The following is an 18,249-nucleotide window of genomic DNA, read 5'->3' as shown; positions in this document are numbered from 1 at the left end:
TCGCTTCACTGTGGTCCCCGATTTTTTGCTTCCTGAGTGGGTGCCCAATGCACACCCGCTCATCGTGCACTTTCCCATTGCTCTCATCTTTGCTGCCGTTGCCGCCGACGCACTGGCCCTCTGGCTCGGGGAGCGCTGGGAAACCGGGCAGGAAGTCGCGACGGGGCTTTACGTGGCGACGGGGCTGAGCGCGGTTGTGAGCTACTACAGCGGGACCTGGGCGATCGACACGGTCACCATCGCGACCCCTGAGGCCGCCCAGACCCTTTCCACGCACTCGTACTGGGCGTGGTATACCATGGTCTCGACGAGCGCGTACGCCGGCGCTCGGGCCATCGGGCTCTTCATCACACAGATCCGGAGCCGGCGACTCTCGCACGCCGTCCTTTTCGTGGTGGGCTTGGGAACCCTTTTCCCGATCTACAAGACGGGAGAAAACGGCGGAGAGATGGTGTACCGGCGCGGCGTGGGGGTCACGCAGACGCAGAAGCTCCCTGCGACCGCGACGCCGGATTCGACCCGACAGGACACAGTTCAGGTCTCCCGACCCGCGGCGCGCTCCGAAGCGCCGTAGGGCCACCGGATGGGGTTAGAAGGCCACCAGGTCGCGGGCGGCCTCCAGAATCCCCTCGTCGCTCGGCAGCACGGCGCGCTCCAGCGAGTGGGCGAACGGAATGGGGGTGAACTCGCCCGCGACGCGGCGGATGGGGGCATCAAGGTACTTGAAGGCGTCATCTCCAATCTGGGCACAGATCTCCGCGCCGAAGCCGATGAACTCGTGGTCCTCGTAGACCACGAGCACGCGATTGGTCTTCTGCACCGACTCCAGGATCGTCTCCGAGTCGAGGGGCATAATCGTCCGGAGGTCCACCACCTCCACGTCGACGCCTTCATTCTCGAGCTCGTCCGCCACGTTGAGCGACTTCTGCGTCATCAGGCCGTAGCTCACGATCGTCATGTCCGACCCCTCGCGGGCAATGCGCGCCTCGCCGAACGGGAGGGTGTACTCCTCAGGCGGGGTGGGCGTGCGGGCCGAAGCAGCGCGGTACAGCGCCTTGTGCTCCAGAAAGAGCACCGGATCCTCCATCCGGATGGCCGTCGCCAACAGCCCCTTCGCGTCGGCGGCATTGGAGGGGAGGGCCACCTTGAGGCCGGGCGTATGAGCAAAGATCGACTCGACATTCTGCGAGTGGCAGAGGCCGCCGTGGATGTAGCCTCCACAGGGCGCCCGGATCACCATTGGGCAGCGCCACTGCCCATCGGATCGGTAGTGGATAGGGGCCACCTGGTTGCGCATCTGCTGCATGGCCGGCCAGATGTAGTCGGCAAACTGGATCTCGACGACCGGACGGAAGCCGCTGGCGGCGTAGCCCACGCCAGTGCCGACGATCGATCCCTCGGCCAGGGGCGAATTAAAGCAGCGATCCTCGCCGAATTGAGCGGTGAGGTCCTTCGTGGCGGTGAACACACCGCCCTTATCGCCGGCCACGTCTTCCCCATAGACGATAATGCTCTCGTCCCGCGCCATTTCTTCCTTGAGCGCCCGGTTGATGGCGTCGACCATCACGATCGGGTCCGCCTCCTCGTCGATGTCGTCCGTCGAGTCGTAGTCGATGCCGTGATCCCCCTCAAAGAATACGTGGTTGGTGGCCGTCTCGGGGGCCGGGTCATCCTGCTGTTTGGCCCACTCGGCGGCCTCGTCGACCTCCGCGTCCACCTCCTCCCGCATGGTGTCGATCTCCGCCTCGGTAAGCACCCCCTCGTCGACGAGGGCCGTTTCCAGCCGGGAAATGGGATCGATCTTCCGATCCGCCTCCAGCTCGTCGGACGTGCGGTACTTGGTGTGGTCGTCCGACGACGAGTGAGAGAACAGCCGCACCACGTCGGCCACGAGGCACACCGGCCCGTTGCCCGCGCGGATGTGATTGATTGCCGCCCGAGCCGCAGAGGCGCTGGCAAAGAAGTCGGTACCGTCCACCCGGATCCGACTGAGCCCCTCGTAGCCCGCGGCCAGCTTGTAGGGGGTGCCGCCGGCCGTCTGCTCGTCGATGGGGACGCTGATTGCGTACTTGTTGTCCTGCACGAAAAAGAGGGCCGGGGCCTGCTCGCGGGCAGCCCAGTTGAGAGCTTCGTGGAAGTCGCCCTGAGAGGTGGCGCCCTCGCCACAGGAAACGTACACGTAGCTGTCGTTCCCCCGCTGCTGAATGGCGAAGCCGAATCCAAGGCCAGGATTAAACTGTGCACCCACGGGCGACGCCGTCGTCATCACGTTCAAGTGCTTCAGGCCGAAGTGCTCCGGCATCTGTCGTCCGCCCGAGTTGGGGTCGTCGGCCTTCGCGAGATGCGCCAGCATGGCCTCGCGGGGCGTCATGCCCAGCGACAGCGCCAGGCAGAGATCTCGGTAGTAGAAGCAAAACCAGTCGTGTCCCGGTCCCTCCCCGGGACGAGAGTATAGGCCGATGGCCGACTGTGCGGCCTCGTGGCCGGCACATCCAATGTGGAAGTGGCCCTTGCCCTGCTTGAGCAGGGTCATCATCTTCTCGTCGAGATGGCGGGACACCATCATGGTACGCAGGCGCTGGCGCAGCGTCTCGGCCGCAAAGTCATCGGGCCCGAGACGGTCGATGTCCACCGACCCACACGATTCGATGGAGGGCACCGTCGGGATGGCCGCGTGTCCGTCCCCGTGCTCCAGCTCCTCGGCCGGCACGTCGTGGGGGGAAGCCACCGCCTCCGGGGAGGAAGCGGGATCGGAGACAGCGGCTTCTCCATTCGCCATTTCAGACTCGGGGACCTCCGTCTCTGAAGACCCCGGCGACTCCTCGTGCACCTCAGAATCGGAATTGCTCGGGTTCTGCATGGTAGGGGAGATTGTTTTGCGAAGCCATCGGAGGAGCCGGCGCATCCCTGTGGAGGATCTGGCTGCTCATTCCGCCAAGCCCCTAACGATCGGGACACGCACAGTCCCAACCGCAGCGGGGGAATTCCTCAACTGCGCCGACCAAAAGCGCTTCCACGGTAGGGCCATCTAAAGATTGATTATCGTAGAAGGGTAGCACCTCAGTATATGAAATTCCCCGACCAACGAAAAGATTCCTTCTTCGTGCGCGGACACGCCCGCGAGGGGTAGAAGCGACTCGATCAAGCAGGCGGGGACGAGGAGAGGAACAACCGGAAGCATCGACCACTCCTCCGGATCCCATCAGCGAGCGGCGCAGAGAAAGAAGCAGTTCCGCCGCGGAGACGTGGCTCCGATGCTTGCGGGACCATAGGCATGCGCCATGAACGAGGCCGTTTCCCGAGCCACCGTTTAAGCCTCTACAGCTTTCGGCTCCGGTTCCGACTCGTACGGAAGCTCGAACCAGAACCGAGTTCCCCGCCCCCGGGTGCTTTCGACGTTGATTTCCTCGCCGTGGGCCTGAAGGATCTGCTTGACAATGCTGAGCCCAAGGCCGGTCCCTCCACTCTCGCGGGACCGGTCCGGGTCGACGCGGTAGAAGCGCTCGAAAATCCGGTCGAGATGGTCCTCATCGATGCCCTGCCCCGTATCGACGACCTCGATTCGAACCTTGTCGAGCCGACGTTGCACGCGGCAGCGCACTGATCCGCTGTTGGTGTACGCAATTCCGTTCTCGATCAGGTTCCGCAGCACCTGACGGATCCGTGAGCGGTCGGCGTGGACGAAATAGCGGGGCACGTCGGCCTGAAGATCGAGCCCCTTCTCTTCGGCCCTCGGACGAAGCATCTCGGCAACCTCGTTCACCAGGTCTTTCAGGTCGAAAACCGACCGGTCGATCAAGTCCTCGCGGTACTCGAGCCGGGCGATGTCGATCAGGTCGTTAAAGAGGTTCTGGAGCCGATTGAGGTTGGTCAGTGCCTTCTCAGCGTACATCTTCCGCTGCTCGTCGTCGAGTTGCGGCGTGCCGAGGGCCTCAAGGTACCCGCTGATCGAAAAGATGGGATTGCGCACCTCATGCGAGACGTTCCCGATAAACTCGCTTTGCAGCCGGGTCATGCGCTCCAGTTCCTCGATCTTTTCCCGGAACGCGTCGGACGCTCGATTCAGGCTTTCGGCCAGGTCCTGGAACTCCGCCGCGCGGGAGTCCACGCGAATCTTATCGGCGAACTCCCCATCTGCGACCCGGCGGGCCGTCTCGCCGATGCGCTCGAGAGGCGTCTTCACCTGATAGGCGGCAATGAAGCTGCCGATGAGGGACAGGATGAAGGCCAGAACCATGCCCAGGATGAGCACGACCTGGGACCGCTGGACCAGATGATACAGGGGTGGGGGAGGCTGGCTGACACGAACGATCAGGTCCGCGGATGGCCGATAAAGAGCAGCCACGAAGAGGGGTTGCCCCTCCGCGGTCTGGGCGCGCGCAAACCGAGTTTGGCTCTCGTCCATCCCCTGGAGAGCAGAGACGTCTACCAGGGTGTCCGCAGGCGAAGGACGGGAGGCCGGGCGGTAGGCCGTGTCGGGCGTGACGAGGGCAATGTTCAGGTCCGTCAGCTCCGTGAGGTCCTCCACGATCATGTGGCGGCGGGCAGGGGTTGGCTCCTGCTGGACCTGAACGGCAATTCGGTCGGCCTGATCGTGGAGCGTCTGCCGCATGGACCTGCGCATATCGCCCCGCAGGACGAGCACCGCATAGAGGCCCACTCCCACGACCGCCACCCCAACAAACAGGGCGAACGTGAGGACCATCCAAGTCTGGGTTGACGCCCGCCGCGGAAGAAGAAAGTCGCGGATTGAGCGGAGGAAAGACATACAACACCGAAAATATAAATGTCTCCCGCAGATCACCTGCAGCGGGGGCGCCCCCGGCGCACCGTGCGGTTACGCCTCGGCCGACTCCTCTTCGCGGACGAAGCGGTACCCGACACCTCGCACGGTTTGAATGTGCTTGGCAAAGTCGCCGAGCTTCTCACGCAGGTTCTTGATGTGCGCGTCGACGGTGCGCTCGGTCACCATCATGGCGTCCTTCCAGATGGTCTCGAGCAGCTGCTGGCGCGTAAATGCCTTGCGGGGATGTCGAACGAGGTATCGGAGAAGCTCAAACTCTGTGAGCGTCAGCCCCAGGTCCTCGCCGTTGAGCTCAGCGCGGTACTCATCCTCGTAAATCTTGAGGCCGTCGACCTCGAGAATGCTGCTTTCCTCGACCCCAGAGCGTCGCAGCACGGCCTTCACATGGGCCACGAGAACCTGTGGGGATACCGGCTTGGTCAGGTAGTCGTCCCCGCCGAGCATCAGGCCTTCTATCTGATCTTCCTCCTCAGTCTTCGCACTGAGGAAAACGATCGGGATCTCCTCCGTCTCCACACGGGAACGCAGCTTCCGGCAGACCTCGTAGCCGTCCACGCCCGGAAGCATGATGTCGAGCACAATCAGGTCAATTTCCGAGGAGGCCTTCTCGAGTGCTTCCTCGCCGTCGTAAGCAGTGTGGACATTGTAGCCCTCCTCTTCGAGAAAGTGACCGACAACCTCGACAACATCCTTCTCGTCGTCGACAACGAGAACATCGATGTCACTAGGATCAGCAGTAATGGGCATTGGTTAAAAGAATTTCTTTGAACAAAAGAGAAGAAAGTGGGACTGTCTCTATTAGCATCCTTTCCCGTCTACCCAAGTGCATACAGGAAAATCCCACAGTGGGATGCACGGTTTTGGTTATCCAGAGGGTGAAGAATGTAAAAATGTCGTGTTATGGCGAGCGCTCCGAAGAGGAGAGTTGGACAGCCCCAGCAGATTCGGCCTTCTCCTCAGGCTGGACGTAGCGACGAGGAACCCGCGGGGAGACCCCACAGCAAATCTCGTAGGGAATGGTCTCGGCCCACTGGGCAACATCATGCACGGAGGGGGAGGATGGACCGAAGAGGATCGCCTCATCTCCCACGTCCACGGTGGCTGCCGGGTCCTGGTTGGGCGGTCCTACGTCCACCATACACATGTCCATGCAGATCGTGCCCACGACCGGACACAAAGATCCGCCCAGCCGAACGGACGCCCGTCCCGAGCACAGGCGCGGGTATCCGTCCCCGTAGCCGACGCCAAGCGTGGCAATGCGTGTGCGTTGGGAGGCCCGCCATTGAGCGCCATACGAAATCGGTGTTCCGGCAGATACCGTCTTGAGGTGGGTCACGCGGGCTTGCAGCTGCATCGCAGGACGCAGATCGAGGCGTGGCTCTAGGTCTGGGGTGGCCGTCAGGCCATACAGAGCAATGCCGGTGCGCACGAGCGGCGCTGCGAAGTCGTGCGCACGGGCCCCAAGCGTCAGGAGAGCGCCGGTGTTGGCGGCGTGCACGCGGTCGAAGGGGGCCCCAACCTTGTCCACGACAGACTCGAACCGCTCAAGCTGGGTCCGAGCAAACGCACTCTCGGGCACGTCCGCCGTCGCGAAGTGCGTCCACAGCCCCACCAAGTCGATGCCGGCCGTGTCGGCGAGAAGCGATACCACCTCCGTCACGTCGTCAGGGGCGAGGCCAAGCCGTCCCATCCCGGTGTCCACCTTCACGTGTGCCCGCACAGGTGCTCCCGCGGAGGCAAGACGGGCCACGTCCGCCGCGGTGCGGGTCGAGGAAATCGTAAGATCGAGACTGTGCTCAACATAATGAGGGAGGTGCTCGGGGGAGGGGGCCTCCAGCACCAGTATGCGATCGGCAATCCCCTGGTCGCGGAGACGAATGCCCTCATCCAGGCGAGCCACGCCAAAATGCCGGATGCCTTCCTCGTGCAGCGTTCGAGCCACCGGCAAGCCCCCGTGCCCGTAGGCGTCGGCCTTCACGACCGCCATCAGATCGGCCCCGCCGGCGCGGTCCTGCAGGACGCGAGCGTTGTGGCGGATGGCGGCCAGGTCCACGATGGCGGTTGCTGGCGAGTGTTCGTCTGTGTTGGTGGACCAATCAGTAATGGGAAGAGAGTCGGTGTCGCCACGCAATACAACGAATGCACGCAAACCTGCCTACGGAGGCCCGTTGGACAATGGTTCCCGTCCTCGTTCTGCGACCTACCGAGGAACCCCGGAGCCGTGTCCGGAGCAGAAGGGAGGAGGAACGGGGCACTGAGGAAGGGATTGCATTGCATTAGGACGTTCTTGCAGGTATCTTCCCGGCGTTCGTCTCAACCGACACCCCCTTCTCACCAACGCTGTCTGCCACTATGCTTCGCCGTCTTGTCCTCCTCGTTGCCGCCCTGCTGATTCTCCCCGACACCCCGGGGGTTGCGCAGGAACAGGAGGGGCCTGAGTTCACCCTTGAGAGCATCCACGCCTCCTCCACGTTCCGGCCCAAAACATTCCGGGGCGGAAAGTGGGCCGATCAGGGACCCGTAATTACCTACATCGAGTCCGCCGACACTGCCGATGCGACCCACTTGATGCGGTATAACCTGAAGACCGAGGAGCGCACGCAGGTCATCGACGGCACGAACCTGTACGCGGAGGATGTCGATCGCATCGTGCCGATCGAGGGCTACACGTTTAGCGACGGAGGGGAGAAGGTGCTCATCTACACGGACTCGAAGGAAGTGTGGCGGGCCAATACGAAGGGATACTACTACGTGTATGATCTCGGCGCACAGACGCTAACCCCGATCTCCGACCGAGACAGGGGGTATCAGATGTTCGCCAAGTTCAATCCTTCGGCCACGAAAGTCGCGTTTGTGCGAAAGCGAGACCTACACGTCGTCAACCTGGCGACCGGCACGGAAACCGCCCTCACCACCGACGGCAGTGAGGGGAAAATCATCAACGGGACCTTTGACTGGGTCTACGAGGAAGAATTCGGGCTGCGGGACGGCTGGCGGTGGAGTCCAGACGGCTCGCACATTGCCTTCTTCAAGCTCGACGAGTCCGAGACGCGGTCGTTTCCGCTAATGGACAACACCAAGCGCTACCCGAAGATCACTCGCTTCCGCTACCCGAAGGCAGGGGAGAAAAACAGCGAGATCAAGATTGGCGTGGTCGATCTCTCGAAGGTCGACACGTCGGAGGCAGGGCAGCCGCAGGCGGTGCGCTATTTCGACACGAAAACGTGGGACCCCGGGCTCTCGAAGAAAGAGGAGGCGTCGGATCCACACGAGTACCTCGCCCGCATCGGCTGGACCCCGAAGATTGGAGGACAGCACCGGGTCTGGATGTTTCGCCTGAACCGGGAGCAGAACGACCTGGACCTTCTCTACGGTGATCCAACGACCGGGGACGTGACCCGCGTCCTTCACGAGACCCGAGATACGTACATCGACATCACCAACGACAAGCTTTCCTTTCTCGACGACGGGAAGCACTTCATTTTTCTCTCCGAGCGCAGCGGATACAACCACGCCTATCTCTACCGGAACGACGGTACGAAGGTCGGGCCCGTTACCGAGGGCGATTGGGAGGTTACCCAGTTTCACGGGATCGACGAAAAAAACGGAACGGCCTACTTCACCGCGACCCGCGACACGTCGATTGAGCGCCACCTCTACAGGGCAGAAGTCTCCATGGCCCCGCACGAAGCAGCCCCTCCTGCCCGCAAGGTCACTACACGCCCGGGCTGGCACGCCATCAATCTGTCGAAGGACCTGTCCTACTACATCGATCAGTACTCAGCGTCGGGCACGCCCCCGACGTGGACCTTGCACGAGACCAACGGAGACCGCCTCACAACCCTTCAGGGCAATAAGGTTCTGAAGCAGCGTCTCGACAGCCTCGACCTCCCCAGACGGCGCTTTACGAGTCTTCCGGCCGCCGATGGAACGCCCCTCAACGCCTACGTCATCAAACCCACGGACTTCGACCCGTCGGAAAAGTACCCGGTGCTCATGTACGTGTACGGAGGGCCGGGCGTCCAAACCGTAACGGACCGGTGGGGGGGCAGCCGGCAGCTTTGGCACCAGTACCTGGCGCGGACGCACGACGTGGTCGTCGTAAGTGTGGACAACCGGGGCACCGGGGGGCGCGGGAAGGCCTTTCAGGACGTGCCATACCAGCGCCTCGGCCAACCGGAGTCGGCCGACCAGATCCACGCGGCCCAGGCCCTCGCGGATTCCGCCTGGGTAGACCGCGACCGGATCGGGATCTGGGGCTGGAGCTACGGCGGGTACATGACGCTTCTTTCGATGCTGCGGGAGGAAGGGCCCTCCACCTTCGACACCGGCCTGTCCATCGCCCCTGTGACGGACTGGCGGCTCTACGACACCATCTACACCGAGCGGTACATGTCTACCCCACAGCGGAACGAGGATGGGTACGAGAAGGGCGCTCCCCTGGCTTACGCCGACCGCCTGCGTGCCGACCAGAGTTTGCTGATGGTACACGGGGACGACGACGACAACGTGCACTTCCAGAACAGCGTCCAGATGGTCAATCAGTTGCAGGAAGCCAACAAGCAGTTCCAGTTCATGATGTACCCCACCCACGAGCACGGACTCGCTGGGGGCAAAACGCGGCTGAATTTGTTCACGATGCTCACGGACACAATTACCGAACACCTCCTCCCGACGCCGGAGACGAGTCCGGGCCAGCCCGAGCCCACCACGGAGCGGTAGGAGGAGCGCGGTGCCAAACGCCTGGATGGAGGACTCCTGAGCCGTGTTCGGTGGCCTGCGAACGACCGCGGGCAGGACCGTTGACGGAAGGAACCACGGATCGTACCTTTTTGGATGCGATAGACGCCTCGTCACGATGCGGTTTCGGAGCGCATGACGCCAGATCTTCTCCTTCGCGGCGGCACCCTCCTTCGGCCCAAGACCAAGACCGCTCGTTCCGCCGACGTGCTAATCCGAGGCGGCACCATCGCGGCCGTTGGGGACGACCTGGACGTGGACGGCGACGTGCCGACGTACGACGCCTCGCATGCGTACCTGTCGCCGGGATGGATGGACATGCACGTCCACCTTCGAGAGCCGGGCTATGAGCACAAGGAAACCATCGCCACGGGCACCCGCGCGGCGCTCGCGGGGGGCTTCACCGACGTGGCGTGCATGCCCAATACCGACCCCCCTATTCACACCCGAGACGTGGTCGAGTTTGTGCGAGAACGGGCCGAGGCGACACCGGTGGGCGTCTACCCCATCGCGTGCGTCTCGAAGGAGCGCGCCGGACACGAGATTGCCGAGATGGCCGACCTCCGGGCCGGAGGGGCTGTGGCCTTCAGCGACGACGGAGCGCCGGTGCAGAACGCTGGCCTGATGCGCCGGGCCCTGGAGTACAGCCGTATGCTCGACCGTCCGATCGTCAACCACATGGAGGAGGAGACGCTCAATCCCAGCGGGCAAATGCACGAGGGAACGGTGTCGGCCCGGCTCGGCCTCGATGGCATTCCCGCCGCGTCCGAAGACGTCATGATTGCCCGCGACATCGAGTTGGCCGCCCTCACCGGGAGCGACGTGCACGTGGCGCACCTCTCCACGGCGCGCGGCGTAGAACTGGTCCGGCGCGCAAAGGCCCGCGGCATTCCCGTAACGGCGGAGGTGTGTACCCATCACCTGGCCCTCACCGACGAGGCCGTGGAGCAGACGGCCTTCGACACCAACACGAAAATGCACCCGCCCCTCCGCTCAGCGGCCGACGTGGCGGCCCTCAAGGAGGGACTGGCCGACGGCACCATCGACGCGATCTGTACCGATCACGCCCCCCACGCCACCTACGAAAAGGAGGTGGAGTTTACCGCCGCCCCCTTCGGCATCACCGGACTTGAGACGGCCTGGGGGCTCATCGGGCGCGAGCTGATTGCGCCCGGAGTGCTGTCGGTCGAGGAGGCGGTGCAGAAGCTGACCGTGGCGCCGCGGCGCATCCTGCGGCTCGACGTGCCGGAGATCGTGGAGGGGGAACCGGCCCGCCTCACGATTTTCGACGCCTCGACCGAGTGGACCTTCACCGAGGCGCACGTCCGGTCGAAGAGCCAGAACACTCCCTTTCTGGGCAGCGAGATGGTGGGGCGGCCCTGGGCCGTCTACAGCGACGGGCAGTTCGTCGAGCACGAAGAGGCGTAGCGGCGACGCTAGGGAGAAAAAAGAGGCCCACCTACACCCCGGTCTCGAGCCGATCGGCGAGCCGATCGGGCAGGCCGTCGGCGCGCCGAATCTTGCGGGCCGCCCCGGCCACATCGTAGTCGAACCGCACGTTTTCGTATTCGAACGCCTCGGTGTCAAACAGACCGAAGCTCAGCTTCGGATTCTGGTCGCGCGGCTGGCCGACGCTCCCCACGTTGATGAGGTAGCGGTAGCCGGGCCGCACCTGGAAGACGCCCAGCGTGTCGGCCATGACGGCCGGGCGGTGGGTGTGGCCAAAAAAACACACGTCCGTGTCGAAGTGCTCGAACTGCGTCCGAGCGGACGGGTACGAAGTGAGGCGCTTCCAGGCCGTCGGGTCGTCGGGCGTGGCGTGGACGAAGGTGCAGTTGGCGGTGGTGTATGTAAGCGGCCGGTCGGCGAGGTAGTCCCGCTGCGCCTCCGAAAGCTGCTCGCGGTTGTGGCGTGCCGCCTCCTGACCATCGGCGGGGAGGAAATCGACGTTGGTCTCACGCGCCACCGCGGCGTCGTGGTTGCCGAGCACGACCGCGTCGCATCGGTCGCGGACGAGGTTGATACAGGCGGCGGGATCGGCGTTGTAGCCCACGACGTCTCCCAGACAGTAGATGGCGTCCACGTCCGCCTCTTCGATGGCCTCGAAAGTGCGTTCGAGTGCTTCGAGGTTCGAGTGGATGTCTGAGATGATGGCCAGTCGCACCAGTGGTGGGGAATCGGGAGTGGGTAGGGGATCGAGAATGCGAGCACGGTGACTGCTGCGTTAATCTAAACGGCCGAGGGAGCAAAACCAACGGCGAGGAGGGGGAAACAGACGACCAGTGTCGGGTTTGGTGGAGACTTGACGGGAGGGGGGCGGTCTCGGTCGAGGATCGTTCACGCATGGCTCGTCGTATCGGCTCGTGGCGTTCGTTCCGCTCACCAACACCAGTTGCCAGTCCTGTGTCCGATGAGCCCCTGCACGTTGGCGTTGTTCTCGGCGGCGTGGCGCCCGAGCATGAGGTGTCAGTCATCTCTGCGCTGCAGGCTGCAGCGGCCCTCGACCACGACCAGTACGTTCCTGTTCCCATCTACATCGCAAAGGATGGCACCTGGTACACGGGCCGTGCCCTGCTCGACGTAGAGCAGTATCGGGACCTCGATGCTCTGCTCGCCGACGCCGTGCCGGTGGCACTCGTGCCCACCCCGCACGGGTACCTTGAGCTTCTCGAGGATCGCGAGGCCGGAGCGTTGAAGCACCTGGTCCGGCCCCCCCTGCGGAGGCGGATCGACGTCATGCTGCTCGGTCTGCACGGAGGGCCGGGGGAGAATGGAAGTGTGCAGGGGCTCTGCGAGACGTTCAATGTGCCCTACACCAGCGCCGGGGTCTTCGGCTCTGCACTCGGGATGGACAAAGTCATGTCGAAGCGGGTGTGCCAGGGGGCCGGCATTCCCGTCGTAGATTTCGTGTCGTTCCGCGAGGACGAATGGGCCTACCAGGAGGAACAAGCCCTGGACCGGTGCGAGGAGGAGATCGGCTATCCGCTCGTCGTGAAGCCCGCCCGCTGCGGCTCTTCCATCGGCATTGGACGGGTGAAAGACCGGGCCAGTCTTGACGCGGCCATCGAGGACGCGTTCCGGTACGACGACAAGGTCGTCGTGGAGGCGGCCGTCGAAGAGCTCCGGGAGATCAACTGCTCGGTGCTGGGCGACGCGCACGACGCCACGCCCAGTGTGCTGGAGGAACCGGTCCCCTCGGACGACGACGAGGTGCTCACCTTCCAGGACAAGTACATGCGGGACGATGGAGAGGCAGCCAAGGAGGGAGGCGCCAAAAATGCCGGATCGTCACCCGGCGGCATGGCCTCGCAGGACCGGATTGTCCCCGCTCGGCTCTCCGATGACCGTACAGAACAGATCCGAGAGATAGCTGTCCGCATCTTTCACCTCTTCGAGTGTGCCGGAGTCGTCCGCATTGATTTCATGATCGACGAGTCCCAAGCGTCTTCGGGACAGCTCTACTTCAATGAGATCAACACGATTCCGGGATCATTTTCGTTCTACCTGTGGGAGCCCTCGGGCGTGCCGTTCGACGAGCTGTTAGACCGCCTCGTGACCATTGCCCGACGGCGACACCGTGAGCAAAACGGTCGGGTGCAGACGTACGATGTAAACCTCCTGGCCGAGAAGAGCCTGCGCGGGTTGAAGGCCGACGAGCCCGGAGGGTAGTGAACGGGAGGGAACAGCCGTTTTTGGGCCCCTGTTGATGCATCCGGTTTCCTCGGCGCCTGCCCCTCCCATGTGGGCGGCGCATACGGCTCCCGACGCCGGAACCATGAACGGCCGTCGTTCTCCCGGTCGCGTCGGTCCGGGACCACCCCCATTCGAAGGCGACTTCAAAACAGCACAGGCTGCCCTCAGGGGCACCCAACGAGCCCATGCGGACTCAATTCGTTGCTCTCGCCGCCGGACTGCTGCTCCTCACCGGGAAGGTCTGCGTCGCACACTCCCAGTCTCACTCGCCCCCCGACTCTGCAGGTGAGAAGGCCTCCATCCTCGACGATTCCTTCGTGCGAACGCACGGGACGAAGGGGCTCGACCTGCTCTACGGCATGCAGTTCGAGAAGGCGAAGGCCGTCTTCGACAGGATCGACGACCGGTATCCCGAGCACCCTATTGGACCGTTCCTGAAGGGGTTGAACCTGTGGTGGACCATCATGCTCGACCTGACGGACACCTCCCACGACGAGGCATTTATCGAGCAGATGAACACCGTTATTGCACGCTGCAATGATCTACTGAACAAAAATCCAGATCACTTCGACGCGGCTCTCTTCAAGGCGGCGGCCCACGGATTTCTGGCCCGGCTTCACTCCAACCGCCGCCACTGGTGGCAGACGATCCGCAATGCCCAGAAGGCAATCAACTACGTCCAAAAAGTCGAGGACGTAGCCCCCAAGCAAGGAGACTACGTGTTCGGGCCGGGCATGTACGATTACTACTCGGCCATCCTGGCTGAGGAATACACCTTGTCGAAGGCCATCCTGTGGCTGCTGCCCGACGGGAACGAGGCGCGAGGGCTTCGACTGCTCCGTGAGGCCGCTACCAATGGGCGGTACGTGCAGACAGAGGCCGCATACTTCCTGGCCAAGATCCACTACCTCTACGAGGATAGCTTCACCAAAAGTCGGAAGTGGGTCTCGTGGCTTCGTCAAGAGCATCCCAACAACCCGTTTTTTCACGCCTTCGAGGGACGCGTTTACGCGCGCTGGGGCCGGTGGGAACGCGCTCAGGCGATCTTCCAGACCATTCTGAAGCGGTGCAGGGCGGGGAATCCTGGGTATAATTTGCACATGAAGGAAGTGGCACATCTCTACCTGGCCCGCGACCAGCTCTACGACGATCAGTACCAGCAGGCCCTGTCCCACCTGGCCCAGCTGGAGCAGTTGACCAGCCGGGACATCGAGAACACGCGGTATCGGATGCTCGGCTACCTGTACCAGGGGATGGTGTACGACGCCCTAGGGCAGCGCAAGATGGCCCTCAGTCGCTACCGGAAGGTGCTACGTATGGAGGACACCGCCGGCGCCCACAAGCGTGCCCGGCAGTACCTGGACGCGCCCTATTCAGGGTAAGAGGACGAGTGAGTCTCGCTCGGGAATCGTTGAAAGAGGCAATCGATATCGGGGTGGGCGAACATCCTTGTGCGGCAGCCACTCTCCCTCTTGATCCAGCCCCCGCGTGGTCGGCGGGCTCTACAGACCGAACTGTCGTCACAGTCCGGACTGTGGCGTCGCGCCGGCGGGGCAGGCAGTGGGGGCTCCCCTGCAGTTGTGGAGGTCTGGCAAGATCCGGTCGTTCTGCTCGGCGATCGCCTGATGCCGTGCCTGGCCATCGCGTTTGGTGCTTACACCTCATCTGCTCCCAGGCGGAAAGTCCCTCCGGGATTCTCTCGACTGCGTCGGCGTGACCTTCCGACCTTTTCACCCGCAGGCCCCGACTCTGTAGGAATCGATCTTTGCTCGCTGCGTATCTAACAGACTTGGTTGCCGAACGGGCGACCTCGAATAGATCCGAAGACGTGTCTCTGGGACTGAAAACGACCCTGCTTGTCTTTCGGACCCGCGGCCGCATGTCCCCGAGAACGGGTTCTCCGCACCGGGCGGTTGAGCCGACGGAGCCTTCCACTCTTCTGCCCCAAGACCTGCTTCCTTCATGGGCGTTCAAGACGATCACGATCTTTCCGACGAGGAGGTCTCACACGTCATTGGCATGGCCTGGAAGGACGACGTGCCCTTCGAGGCCATCGAGGCGCGATACGGGCTCGACGAGGAGGCAGTAATCGCGCTGATGCGAAGCCGCCTGAAGCGGTCCAGCTGGCAGCTCTGGCGCAAGCGGGTCAGCGGGCGTCCCACGAAACATGCCTCGCGACGCTCCCTGACCGAGTCGGTGAGCCGGCGTCCTCCGGGAGCCCGCTCGCTGGAGCCTCTCGGCCAGGAGGCCCTCGGTAGCGAGGAGGGCCCCTCGCAATTGTCGGATTTCTCCTCGCTTCCGGCCCGCCTGAACGGTGAGGGTGACGCTCCCAGTCCCCCCGACGCTGAGGACAGCGATCAGGAAGAATGAAAATCGCCGGGGGGAGACCGGATGGTTAGAAAACCACCGAGACATTGAGACGGCAGGAAGCAACGCCCGTTTCCCGACGTGCAGAGGCTCTGTCCAGCCGGAGTGCTCGGGCAACCCCTGCGGCAGCCCCTCGCGTGATGACGGGGACCGGAGTGCGTGCCCAGCTCCCGGCGGATCAGCCCGACTGGAAGCGGCTCATCTCCTGGCTTGAGCGTGGACAGCACGTCTGTGGGGCACATGGACCGTAGCACACCGGCGTCACGTGAGGGACAGGCGGGAAGGTCTATCAGCCGATGCGTCTTTCTTCGAAAGTCGCTCCTCGGTCAGTGGTACTCCGGCATATCCGTCGGAAGATTGACGTCTGGTCCAGAGACGATACCTCGCTTGTCGGCTTCCTGGACGGTGGCATGCCCCCCAATGGTCGTCGGCACCGACGAAGCTCTGCAGGACCGAGACGCAAGTGGTGGCCCGATTTTCACGGAGGGCTGGGAAGAAGAAGTGGTGTTGGGCGTACTGGAAGCAGTTCTGCAGAGCGCCGCTGTTTCTGACCTTGCCTGTCAGAATTCCCTCTTTGCCAAGACAAGAAACCTACGACCATGTCTTCCGACGACGATTCTTCTTCGGCCCTATCGTGGATCGGATGGGCGGTTCGCACGCTGTGCTGGACGTTCTCGATCCTCTCGTCGGTCGCGGCCGGCGTGTTCGTGGCGACGCACTTCTATGCGGTGCGGGGAGGGCAGCAGCAGGTTGCCGTGGCGGTCCTGGGCCTCTTCATGGCGTTTGTGCCGTACACGATCGCAAGAGGCGTTTCGGAGCTCGGGAGCTGACGGTCAGATGCCGGTCGAGAGGTTGGCCAAGGGCTGGCAGTGCGCGAACCCGCTGCGGCCCCCGTCAGAGTTCAACCATCACCTTGATTGCGTCCCGGTCGTCCATCGCGGCGTAGCCGTCAGGCACCTCCTCCAGGCCGACCGTCTCGTCGAAAACCGGGGACGGGTCGAGCGTTCCCGCCAGAACGTCCTCCATCAGCGCCGGGATGTACGCCCGCACCGGCGCAATGCCCCCCTGAAGCGTGATGTTCTCCCGGAAGAGCCGAAACATGTCAAGCCCCCCCTCCTCGGCCCCGAACGGAACGCCGACGTACCCGATCGTGCCCCCAGGACGGCAGGTCGCGATTGCCGTCTCGATCGCGGAGGCCGCGCCGACGCACTCCATGACGTGGCGCGCCCCGCCTCGGGTCATCTCCCGGACCTCCTCGACCGCCTCCTCGCCGCGGCTGGACACAAGGTCCGTGGCCCCGAAGCGCTGGGCCTTCTCGAGCCGATCTTCATGGTGGCCCATCGCGATGATGCGCTCGGCCCCGAGCCGCCGGGCCGCCAGCACGGCACAGAGCCCGACGGCCCCGTCCCCGACGACCACGCATGTGGACCCGGCCTCCACTCCGGCCGAGACGGCGGCGTGATGGCCCGTCCCCATCACGTCGGTCAGTGGGAAGAGTGCCCGCAGAAGCGACTCGTCTCCCTCCGCGCGCTCCGGGACCTTCACGAGCGTGCCGTCGGCCTGAGGGGCGCGGACGGCCTCCCCCTGGGCCCCATCGTGCTCGGCGGCCCAGACGTTCCCATGAACGCAGGAGGTGTGCAGCCCTTGCCGGCAGAACTCACAGGTCCCGTCGCTGATGGCGAAAGGGGCCAGCACCCGGTCCCCTGCCTCCACGGACCGCACCTCGCTTCCTACGTCTTCGACGATCCCCATCGGCTCGTGGCCGGTGCGCCAGCCCGGCTTGTAGTCCCGGTGCCCACGGTAAAACCACAGGTCCGACCCGCAGATGGCCGTGCGGGTGATGCGCACGATCGCGTCGGTGGGCTGTTCGATTTTGGGGTCGGGGACGTCCTCGACCCGGATGTCGCCGGGCTCGTGAAAAACGGCTGCCTTCATAAATCCAGGATTGAGTTCCGGTTGGTGAGCGGTAAATGAGAACTGGGGGTCGGCGTGGAGCTCTGCCGTAGAGGCGCCGCCCCAGAACAAGCCTCAGGCCGGACGGGAGGGAAACCGCGTTGGAGAACCGGCCGCTCCCAACGTCTTCCCCCAGCGTAAGGGCCTGCCCGCGGTCAGCCCGTAGCTGGAAGGTAGCTCATCTCATCCCCAATCCGGTCGGCCTGTTGAATCTCCTCGACGATTTGCCGCTTCGCCTTAGCCCCCAACTCCTCCCACCGGGCGTACGCCAGACGGCCCAGCTCAAGGGGCCTGCCGTAGATTTTGAACCACTCCTCCGCGAACTGTTCGCCTCTCTCCTCCGCCACTCTACGGCGTAGCTGCCGGAGCCTGTCGGCTTGTTGTTCGAAGTCAGGATTCCGGCTTCCGAGAAACCGTTCGAACTCGTCCAGAAGATCAGAGCGGGAGGGAATAGGACCTTCGTCTTCCATGGGTGTAACTGTGGGGGTCCGATTGTGGTAACTTCGTTTGGTTTCCGGTCCTGCTCCCCGTGCCTGCTGGGGCAGGTTTGCGGTTTCAGTATGTAAAGCAGGCGCATGGGATAGTATCCATCCAAATCAACTGGTGTGGACCAATGGTCTATCCATACAGGTCAGTCTTTTGACGTGATATGGCAGAAATTTGGAAAAGAGGGCTGGACCAGTAAGCCCGCC

At 63.5% G+C, this 18,249-nt stretch carries 14 protein-coding genes; 7 read left to right on the top strand and 7 right to left on the bottom strand.

What is annotated here, in order from left to right:
• The first annotated feature begins 10 nt into the window (after positions 1 to 10).
• The gene (locus ABEL04_RS09205) at positions 11 to 574 is read left to right on the top strand and encodes a DUF2231 domain-containing protein (protein WP_375802095.1); all 564 of its coding nucleotides are present in this window, start codon (positions 11 to 13) and stop codon (positions 572 to 574) included.
• Between the two features lie 15 nt (positions 575 to 589).
• Here ABEL04_RS09205 and ABEL04_RS09200 read toward each other — a convergent pair whose 3' ends face one another.
• From ABEL04_RS09200 to alr, 4 genes are all read right to left on the bottom strand, one after another.
• Positions 590 to 2,860 (bottom strand): thiamine pyrophosphate-dependent enzyme, encoded by a 2,271-nt coding sequence (locus tag ABEL04_RS09200; protein ID WP_375802094.1) that lies wholly within the window; start codon positions 2,858 to 2,860, stop codon positions 590 to 592.
• Positions 2,861 to 3,310: 450 nt separating this feature from the next.
• Entirely contained in the window at positions 3,311 to 4,768 is a 1,458-nt protein-coding gene (locus tag ABEL04_RS09195) for an ATP-binding protein (protein WP_375802093.1), read from the bottom strand.
• Positions 4,769 to 4,837: 69 nt separating this feature from the next.
• Positions 4,838 to 5,551, bottom strand: coding sequence for a response regulator transcription factor (locus ABEL04_RS09190; RefSeq protein WP_375802092.1), 714 nt, complete (start codon positions 5,549 to 5,551; stop codon positions 4,838 to 4,840).
• Between the two features lie 151 nt (positions 5,552 to 5,702).
• The gene (gene alr, locus ABEL04_RS09185) at positions 5,703 to 6,953 is read right to left on the bottom strand and encodes an alanine racemase (protein WP_375802091.1); all 1,251 of its coding nucleotides are present in this window, start codon (positions 6,951 to 6,953) and stop codon (positions 5,703 to 5,705) included.
• A 203-nt stretch (positions 6,954 to 7,156) separates the two neighbouring features.
• On the opposite strand from alr, the gene ABEL04_RS09180 reads away from it, so the two are divergent.
• Together ABEL04_RS09180 and ABEL04_RS09175 are read left to right on the top strand one after the other, a co-directional pair.
• Positions 7,157 to 9,526, top strand: coding sequence for a S9 family peptidase (locus ABEL04_RS09180; RefSeq protein WP_375802090.1), 2,370 nt, complete (start codon positions 7,157 to 7,159; stop codon positions 9,524 to 9,526).
• A 153-nt stretch (positions 9,527 to 9,679) separates the two neighbouring features.
• Entirely contained in the window at positions 9,680 to 10,972 is a 1,293-nt protein-coding gene (locus ABEL04_RS09175) for a dihydroorotase (RefSeq protein ID WP_375802089.1), read from the top strand.
• Between the two features lie 31 nt (positions 10,973 to 11,003).
• Here ABEL04_RS09175 and ABEL04_RS09170 read toward each other — a convergent pair whose 3' ends face one another.
• A complete protein-coding gene (locus ABEL04_RS09170; protein ID WP_375802088.1) occupies positions 11,004 to 11,708 on the bottom strand; it encodes a metallophosphoesterase family protein in 705 nt (234 codons plus the stop codon).
• A gap of 239 nt (positions 11,709 to 11,947) precedes the next feature.
• Between ABEL04_RS09170 and ABEL04_RS09165 the strand changes: the two genes are divergently transcribed.
• The 4 genes from ABEL04_RS09165 (at position 11,948) to ABEL04_RS09150 (ending at position 16,434) form a co-directional block, all read left to right on the top strand.
• Positions 11,948 to 13,213 carry a D-alanine--D-alanine ligase family protein gene (locus ABEL04_RS09165; RefSeq protein ID WP_375802087.1) on the top strand — a complete coding sequence of 422 codons (1,266 nt, stop codon included), beginning with the start codon at positions 11,948 to 11,950 and terminating at the stop codon, positions 13,211 to 13,213.
• Positions 13,214 to 13,422: 209 nt separating this feature from the next.
• The gene (locus tag ABEL04_RS09160; protein WP_375802086.1) at positions 13,423 to 14,619 is read left to right on the top strand and encodes a tetratricopeptide repeat protein; all 1,197 of its coding nucleotides are present in this window, start codon (positions 13,423 to 13,425) and stop codon (positions 14,617 to 14,619) included.
• Positions 14,620 to 15,199: 580 nt separating this feature from the next.
• Positions 15,200 to 15,607: a TIGR03643 family protein gene (locus ABEL04_RS09155; RefSeq protein WP_375802085.1), complete on the top strand. Its 408-nt coding sequence runs from the start codon at positions 15,200 to 15,202 to the stop codon at positions 15,605 to 15,607.
• A gap of 596 nt (positions 15,608 to 16,203) precedes the next feature.
• The gene (locus tag ABEL04_RS09150; protein WP_375802084.1) at positions 16,204 to 16,434 is read left to right on the top strand and encodes a hypothetical protein; all 231 of its coding nucleotides are present in this window, start codon (positions 16,204 to 16,206) and stop codon (positions 16,432 to 16,434) included.
• A gap of 64 nt (positions 16,435 to 16,498) precedes the next feature.
• Here ABEL04_RS09150 and ABEL04_RS09145 read toward each other — a convergent pair whose 3' ends face one another.
• Positions 16,499 to 17,539 (bottom strand): zinc-dependent alcohol dehydrogenase family protein, encoded by a 1,041-nt coding sequence (locus ABEL04_RS09145; RefSeq protein ID WP_375802083.1) that lies wholly within the window; start codon positions 17,537 to 17,539, stop codon positions 16,499 to 16,501.
• A gap of 173 nt (positions 17,540 to 17,712) precedes the next feature.
• Positions 17,713 to 18,027 carry a hypothetical protein gene (locus ABEL04_RS09140; protein ID WP_375802082.1) on the bottom strand — a complete coding sequence of 105 codons (315 nt, stop codon included), beginning with the start codon at positions 18,025 to 18,027 and terminating at the stop codon, positions 17,713 to 17,715.
• Between the last annotated feature and the right edge of the window lie 222 nt (positions 18,028 to 18,249).

The sequence above is a fragment of the Salinibacter sp. genome, assembly GCF_042218895.1.
GTDB lineage: Bacteria > Bacteroidota > Rhodothermia > Rhodothermales > Salinibacteraceae > Salinibacter.
Note: the sequence above shows the minus strand (reverse complement) of the source record. Positions and strands in the feature narration are given on the sequence as shown.

What these genes read in the sequence shown, in the direction of transcription:
- ABEL04_RS09190 (WP_375802092.1), bottom strand. Translation starts at nt 5,551, where the DNA reads ATGCCCATTACTGCTGATCCTAGTGACATCGATGTTCTCGTTGTCGAC.
- ABEL04_RS09180 (WP_375802090.1), top strand. Translation starts at nt 7,157, where the DNA reads ATGCTTCGCCGTCTTGTCCTCCTCGTTGCCGCCCTGCTGATTCTCCCC.
- ABEL04_RS09195 (WP_375802093.1), bottom strand. Translation starts at nt 4,768, where the DNA reads ATGTCTTTCCTCCGCTCAATCCGCGACTTTCTTCTTCCGCGGCGGGCG.
- ABEL04_RS09160 (WP_375802086.1), top strand. Translation starts at nt 13,423, where the DNA reads ATGCGGACTCAATTCGTTGCTCTCGCCGCCGGACTGCTGCTCCTCACC.
- ABEL04_RS09145 (WP_375802083.1), bottom strand. Translation starts at nt 17,539, where the DNA reads ATGAAGGCAGCCGTTTTTCACGAGCCCGGCGACATCCGGGTCGAGGAC.
- ABEL04_RS09200 (WP_375802094.1), bottom strand. Translation starts at nt 2,860, where the DNA reads ATGCAGAACCCGAGCAATTCCGATTCTGAGGTGCACGAGGAGTCGCCG.
- ABEL04_RS09140 (WP_375802082.1), bottom strand. Translation starts at nt 18,027, where the DNA reads ATGGAAGACGAAGGTCCTATTCCCTCCCGCTCTGATCTTCTGGACGAG.
- ABEL04_RS09150 (WP_375802084.1), top strand. Translation starts at nt 16,204, where the DNA reads ATGTCTTCCGACGACGATTCTTCTTCGGCCCTATCGTGGATCGGATGG.
- ABEL04_RS09155 (WP_375802085.1), top strand. Translation starts at nt 15,200, where the DNA reads ATGGGCGTTCAAGACGATCACGATCTTTCCGACGAGGAGGTCTCACAC.
- ABEL04_RS09175 (WP_375802089.1), top strand. Translation starts at nt 9,680, where the DNA reads ATGACGCCAGATCTTCTCCTTCGCGGCGGCACCCTCCTTCGGCCCAAG.